Here is a 6,652-nt window from a genome sequence, read left to right as displayed (position 1 = left end):
CTGCCTCTGCCTCTGCCTCTGCCTCTGCCTCTGCCTCTGCCTCTGCCTCTGCCTCTGCCTCTGCCTCTGCCTCTGCCAAACACTCTTTTTATGTTGAGATGAACGAAGCGCCGGCGACAGATGTCCGATTGGCGATAACTACATCATTCGTTTGCATAAGATTGACTAAGAGCCTATCCCAGTAGGCGTGTATCGTTGTAGCCAGTTTGGATACGGACAGCGTGGAACAACCGGGGCGTACACGCAACACATGAGGATGGTAAGCCCTGTCCAGGGCCCAAATGGTAAATAAAATAGCCTAATGGGATAGGCTTCTAAGAGAAGAGGGGAATGAAAACGATGTCGATCGGGCGATTAGCCTCCCCGAGGAGGAATGATAACAATAAATATAATTTATTATATGCTACTAATAATATAACTAGTGTTGCCGGGGCGTTGCATAAAATAACGCCCGGAACATTTAGCGTACGTACTGCCAGACTTCGGCTGGAATTTTATCGTATAGCTTATTCATAGTTAATTCGGCTAAGCGATGATCGGCTGCGGAATAAAAAACTTCCAGCTCATCATTGGAAAGCTCATATTTATTCTTTTCGATCACGCGTTCTAGCGTCTCCAGCGACGTGCACTTACGCAACTTCATCAGATAGTCTATTTTGGTCATTACACAACCCTAGTATTGGATTAAACATGCAAGGCGGCGTTACGTTTCTCATGTGCGAGCGAGTACGCAACTCTGCGCTTGCTTCGTAACCAGTGCCTGAGTGCCTGTTCACTCACGCTATAGGCGCTGAACAAGGCATAGGTTTCATCCAGATAATCATCCACTATTTCGCAAAGAGACGAATGCTGTGGATATTTGATCTTAAATGACAAGGCCACGTTGGCAATATGCTCAATCAGCTCATTAAGCTGAAGATTAACCATTGCCGTCGGATCGCTGACCCAGCCATGATGACTCTCTTCCAGGACATCCATTCCCTGACGATACAGGGAATCACACAGATATTTTAACTCTGCGATGTCATGTCGATAAGATGTGTACTCATCCATAACTGGCCTCCTAGCGCAGCGAAAGGCTCTGATCTGTACTAAGAAATATAGCAACAATCAATAACTTGGCACAATGGCTAGGTTGAGTCACCTTTCTATCATAGCAAAGCTGTTAGGCGATGGGAAAAGTTTTGTGTTAGGAAGTATTTAAATAATACGACTTGGAGAGGTCAAATGCTATAGGGATATGCCTCTTATAGATAAAGTTAACCAGTGTTAATGTCTTTATTTGTATAAGAGATATTAGTAGATATATAAATAATATTAATTAGGACGCTGGATGACAATAGGTTAACGCCTGTGTCAGGAGATGAAGGTAGCTGGGGATAAAAAAAGGCCACCTTGTGGGTGGCCTTCGTTGCGTAGATGACGCTTATTTTCCGTCGTGTGGTGCAACCGGATGGCTGTGCTCGATATCTTCATCGCGGCGGCCAAAGCGGCGGCGTACCACCACGAAGAACACCGGTACGAAGAAGATGGCCAGGATGGTGGCGGAGACCATGCCCCCCATTACCCCGGTACCCACGGCGTTCTGGGCGCCGGAGCCGGCACCATTACTGATCACCAGCGGCATAACCCCGAGGATAAAGGCCAGCGACGTCATCAGAATGGGGCGTAGACGCATACGCACCGCTTCCAGCGTGGCTTCGACGAGGCCTTTGCCTTCCTTATGCATCAGATCGACGGCGAACTCGACGATCAGAATGGCGTTCTTCGCCGACAGACCAATGGTCGTCAACAGACCCACCTGGAAGTAGACGTCGTTGGTCAGCCCGCGTAGTGAGGTGGCGAGCAATGCCCCGACCACGCCGAGCGGTACCACCAGCATGACGGAGAACGGGATTGACCAGCTCTCATACAAGGCTGCCAAGCAGAGGAAGACCACGATCAGCGAGATGGCGTACAACGCCGGTGCCTGGTTGCCAGAGAGGCGTTCCTGGTAGGACATACCGGTCCAGTCATAACCGATGCCTGCCGGCAACTTGGCGACCAGTGACTCCATCATCGCCATGGCTTCACCGGTACTCTTGCCCGGAGCTGCTTCACCGAGGATCTCCATAGACGGCAGGCCGTTATAGCGCTCCAGACGTGGTGAACCATATTCCCAACGCGAGGTGGAGAAGGCGGAGAACGGCACCATCTGCCCATTGCTGCTGCGGACATACCAGTTGTCGATATCGCTCGGCAACATACGGTACGGCGCATCGGCCTGGACATAGACGCGTTTGACACGTCCACGATCGATAAAGTCGTTGACGTAGGCTCCCCCCATCGCAGCGGAGATGGTCTGGTTAATGTTAGAGAGGGAGACACCCAGTGACTGTGCCTTCTCTTGGTCGATATCCAACTTAAACTGCGGCGTATCTTCCAAGCCATTGGGGCGAACACCGACCAGCAGATCCGGGTGTTGCGCCGCCATACCCAACAGTTGGTTACGCGCCTCGGTCAACTTCTCGTGCCCCAGGTTAGCCTGGTCAATCAGCTCGAAGTCGAAGCCCGATGCGGTACCCAGCTCGACGATGGCGGGCAGGTTGAACGGGTAGACCATCGCGTCGGTGATCTTACTGAAGGCGAATGCCGCACGTTGGATGATCGCGGTAACTTTGTTCTCATCCCCTTTACGCTCATCCCACGGCTTCAGGCTGATAAACGCCAAACCGTTGTTTTGCCCCTGACCACTGAAGCCAAAGCCGCTGACGGTAAAGACCGACTCGACATTGTGCTTCTCTTTCGTCTCGTAGTAGTCGGTGACCTGCTTGAGCACGTTGTTGGTGCGCTCTTGGGTCGCCCCAGGCGGCAGCTGAGCCATGGTCAACAGGAACCCCTGGTCCTCTTCCGGCAGGAAGGAGGTGGGCAGGCGGATAAACAACAGCCCCATGCCAACCACGATCAGCAGGTAGATCACCAGGTAGCGCCCGGTACCGCGCAGGATGCGGCCGACGCTGTCGGTATAGTGGTGGGTACTCTTCTCGAACAGGCGGTTAAACCAGCCGAAGAAACCGGTCTGTACGCCATGGCTGCCCTTGGCGATGGGCTTCAGCATGGTGGCGCACAGTGCCGGGGTCAGGATCATCGCCACCAGTACGGATAGCACCATCGAGGAGACGATAGTGATAGAGAACTGGCGGTAGATGGCCCCGGTCGAGCCGCCAAAGAAGGCCATCGGCACGAATACCGCGGACAGTACCATGGCGATACCCACCAAGGCGCCCTGGATCTGCTCCATGGATTTCTTGGTGGCCTCTTTCGGCGGGAGTCCCTCCTCGGCCATCACACGCTCGACGTTTTCCACCACCACGATGGCGTCATCCACCAACAGGCCTATCGCGAGCACCATACCGAACATGGTCAGGGTGTTGATGGAGAAACCGACGATCTCAAGGATGGCGAAGGTACCCAACAAGACGACCGGCACGGCGATGGTCGGGATCAGGGTCGCACGGATGTTCTGTAGGAACAGATACATAACGGCAAACACCAGCACGATCGCTTCCAGCAGTGTTTTAACCACTTCATCGATGGAGAGCTGAACGAACGGTGTCGTGTCGTAGGGGTAGACCGTCTTCAGGCTGGCCGGGAAGTAGGGCGCCAGCTTAGCCAACTCGGCCTTCACCGCCTTGGCGGTATCCAAGGCGTTGGCACCCGTCGCCAGCTTCACGGCGATACCGGCTGCCGGCTTACCGTTGTAACGGGCTACGGTCCCGTAGTTTTCCGCCCCTAATTCGACACGGGCGACATCACGCAGTAAGACGCGCGAGCCATCCGGTTGCACCTTGAGCAGGATCTTGCCGAACTCCGCCGGGTCTTTCAGGCGGGTCTGGACAATGATTGAGGCGTTCAACTGCTGACCCGGGACAGGCGGGGTTCCCCCCAACTGGCCACCGGCGATCTGGTTGTTCTGCACCTTAATCTGTGAGATGACGTCGACCGGCGTCAGGTTGTACTTATTCAGCTTGTTGGGATCCAGCCAGATACGCATGGCGTACTGGGAACCAAACAGCTGCACACTCCCCACACCCTGGGTACGGCTCAGGGGATCTTTAATGTTGGAAGCGACGTAGTCGGCGATATCATCCTGGCTCAGGCTGCCATCTTCCGAGATAAAGCCGGCAACCAACAGAATACTGCTGGAGGCCTTATCTACGCTGACCCCCTGCTGCTGAACCTCTTGCGGCAGGGAAGGCATCGCCAGTTGCAATTTGTTTTGCACCTGAACCTGGGCGATATCCGGATCGGTACCGGCTTCGAAGGTCAAGGTGATCGCGGCGTTACCGGCCGAGTCACTGGTTGACGACATGTACATCAGGTTATCGAGGCCGTTCATATTCTGTTCGATAACCTGCGTCACGGAGTTCTGCACCGTGGCCGCATCCGCGCCCGGATAGGAGGCGGAGACGGTGACGGCTGGCGGTGCAACGGTGGGGTACTGTGCAACCGGCAGACTCATGATCGCCAATGCACCGGCCAGCATCAGGATGATGGCGATAACCCAGGCAAAGATCGGACGATCGATAAAAAACTTAGCCATGTATTACTGGCTCCTTTTTCCTAATAGTGTGCATCACAGCGCAATTACTGCTGTGAGCCATTGGCCGCCTGCTCGCCGGCCGGTGCGTTCAGTTTCGTTTCCTCGGCTTTGACCTGCATGCCCGGACGGACACGTTGCAGACCAGCGACGATCACCCGATCGCCCGCTTTCAGACCGCTGGTGACTAACCATTGATCACCGATGGCCTGAGCCGCATCAATGATGCGTACTTCCACTTTATTATCGCTATCGACGACCATAGCTGTCGCCTGGCCACGCGGGTTACGCGTTACCCCTTGCTGCGGCACCAGTAGGGCGTCAGGACGGACCCCCTCTTCCAGACGGGCACGGACAAACATCCCCGGAAGCAGATCGGTGTGCGGGTTAGGGAAGACGGCGCGGATAGTAATCGAGCCGGTGCTCTCATCCACGGTGAGGTCGGAAAACTCTAAGGTTCCCTTCAGCGGATAGGCTTGGCCGTTCTCCATCACCAACTCGACGCTAGCCTTACCGTTATCCTGCTTGATCTGGCCATCGGCCAGCTCTTTCTTCAGACGCAGGAAGTCGGTGCTGGACTGGGTGACATCGACATAGATCGGATCCAGCTGCTGCACGGTGACCAGTGCATTGGCCTGGTTGCCGGTTACCAATGCGCCCTCGGTGACGGAAGACTTACCGCTCAGACCGGTGATCGGCGAGGTAACTTTGGTATAGGCCAGGTTGATCCGAGCACTCTCTACGGCGGCCTTGGCGGCGATGACGGTCGCATCGGCCTGACGAGCGGTAGAGACGGCGTTATCGTAATCTTGCTGACTGATGTACTTGGTCCCCAGCAACGGGGTGTAACGCTTCACCGTCAGATGGGCGATGTTGGCGGCGGCTTGCGCCTTAGCCAGATCGCCGACGGCGCTATCATAGGCGGCCTTATAGGTCGCGGGATCGATTTGATACAGTGAATCGCCGGCTTTTACCGTGCTGCCTTCGACAAAGTTACGCTTAAGGATAATACCACTGACCTGCGGGCGGACTTCTGCAATACGGTATGCAGAGGTTCGGCCAGGAAGCTCGGTGGAGACACTCAATGGTGCTGTTTTCAGTGTGACCACGCCGACTTCAGGCGCGGAGCGCTGTTGGGCACCACCCTTGTCATCATTACATCCTGTAAGAAGTAAACTGCCGGAAAACAGCAGTATTGCCGCCAGAGGCGTTAACCCTCTGTTTTTCTTCATATTATACCTCAAGAGTCCGAGTGCGAAATGGGCATAATGCACGTTGTTAACAACCCATTGCTGCGCTATAGAAAAGCGCATGTTATGGTACATACATTCATCAATGCATGTAAGTCTTGATACTTTAAAAAAACGACGCCATGGCACGAAAAACCAAACAACAGGCCCAAGAGACCCGACAGCAGATCATTGATGCCGCCATCAGTGAGTTTTCCGTACGTGGCGTTGCCGCGACCTCGCTCAACGATATTGCCAAGGCAGCCGGCGTAACCCGTGGTGCCATATACTGGCATTTTAAGAATAAGATCGATATTTTTAACGCCGTATGGGATTTCATGGAATCCCGTCTTAGCGGACTTGAGTTAGAGTATCAGACAAAGTTTCCGGATGATCCACTGCGGATTTTACGCGAACTCTTAATTTTTATTTTAGTCGCCACGGTAGAGGATCCGCAGCGTCGGGCCATGATGGAAATCCTCTATCATAAATGCGAGTTTGTCGGCGAGATGCGCGCATTGGGAGAACGGCGTAAGCTAATGTATCTGGAGAGTTATGCCCGTATTGAGCGCGTGCTGCAGCGTTGTATCTCGTTGGCGCAATTACCGGCGGATCTGGACACATTGCGTGCCGCCGTCGCCCTGCGCAGCTACATCACGGGGATCATGGAGAGTTGGCTGTTTGCGCCCGATAGTTTCGACTTGCGTCAGCAGGCCTTCCTCTTGGTCGATAATGCGATTTCCATGCTGCAGCACAGTCCTTTCCTGCGTCGGGATGCGGTCAGCGAACCGATCGACGCAGCCGTGTGGCAGGCTTACTCCCTGCCGCATGCCCCTTAATAAAT

General features: G+C 54.3%; 5 protein-coding genes. 1 reads left to right on the top strand and 4 read right to left on the bottom strand.

The window, feature by feature from the left end:
• Positions 1-460 precede the first annotated feature (460 nt).
• The 4 genes from ACEQFP_RS11770 to ACEQFP_RS11755 form a co-directional block, all read right to left on the bottom strand.
• The gene (locus ACEQFP_RS11770) at positions 461-664 is read right to left on the bottom strand and encodes an HHA domain-containing protein (protein WP_005283517.1); all 204 of its coding nucleotides are present in this window, start codon (positions 662-664) and stop codon (positions 461-463) included.
• A 20-nt stretch (positions 665-684) separates the two neighbouring features.
• Entirely contained in the window at positions 685-1,053 is a 369-nt protein-coding gene (tomB, locus tag ACEQFP_RS11765) for an Hha toxicity modulator TomB (RefSeq protein WP_005283520.1), read from the bottom strand.
• A gap of 373 nt (positions 1,054-1,426) precedes the next feature.
• Positions 1,427-4,582 (bottom strand): efflux RND transporter permease subunit, encoded by a 3,156-nt coding sequence (locus ACEQFP_RS11760; RefSeq protein ID WP_370546908.1) that lies wholly within the window; start codon positions 4,580-4,582, stop codon positions 1,427-1,429.
• A 44-nt stretch (positions 4,583-4,626) separates the two neighbouring features.
• Complete coding sequence (locus ACEQFP_RS11755) at positions 4,627-5,811, bottom strand: efflux RND transporter periplasmic adaptor subunit (protein ID WP_005296656.1); 1,185 nt, start codon at positions 5,809-5,811, stop codon at positions 4,627-4,629.
• 140 nt (positions 5,812-5,951) lie between these two features.
• On the opposite strand from ACEQFP_RS11755, the gene acrR reads away from it, so the two are divergent.
• Positions 5,952-6,647 carry a multidrug efflux transporter transcriptional repressor AcrR gene (acrR, locus tag ACEQFP_RS11750; protein ID WP_035599449.1) on the top strand — a complete coding sequence of 232 codons (696 nt, stop codon included), beginning with the start codon at positions 5,952-5,954 and terminating at the stop codon, positions 6,645-6,647.
• Positions 6,648-6,652 lie beyond the last annotated feature (5 nt).

Source organism: Edwardsiella sp. A.80236 (assembly GCF_044540725.1).
Classification (GTDB): domain Bacteria; phylum Pseudomonadota; class Gammaproteobacteria; order Enterobacterales; family Enterobacteriaceae; genus Edwardsiella; species Edwardsiella tarda.
This window is presented reverse-complemented; position numbering and strand designations above follow the sequence as displayed.

Excerpts from the sequence above, each read along its gene's own strand:
- ACEQFP_RS11770 (WP_005283517.1), bottom strand. The coding sequence starts at position 664 with ATGACCAAAATAGACTATCTGATGAAGTTGCGTAAGTGCACGTCGCTG.
- tomB (WP_005283520.1), bottom strand. The coding sequence starts at position 1,053 with ATGGATGAGTACACATCTTATCGACATGACATCGCAGAGTTAAAATAT.
- ACEQFP_RS11760 (WP_370546908.1), bottom strand. The coding sequence starts at position 4,582 with ATGGCTAAGTTTTTTATCGATCGTCCGATCTTTGCCTGGGTTATCGCC.
- ACEQFP_RS11755 (WP_005296656.1), bottom strand. The coding sequence starts at position 5,811 with ATGAAGAAAAACAGAGGGTTAACGCCTCTGGCGGCAATACTGCTGTTT.
- acrR (WP_035599449.1), top strand. The coding sequence starts at position 5,952 with ATGGCACGAAAAACCAAACAACAGGCCCAAGAGACCCGACAGCAGATC.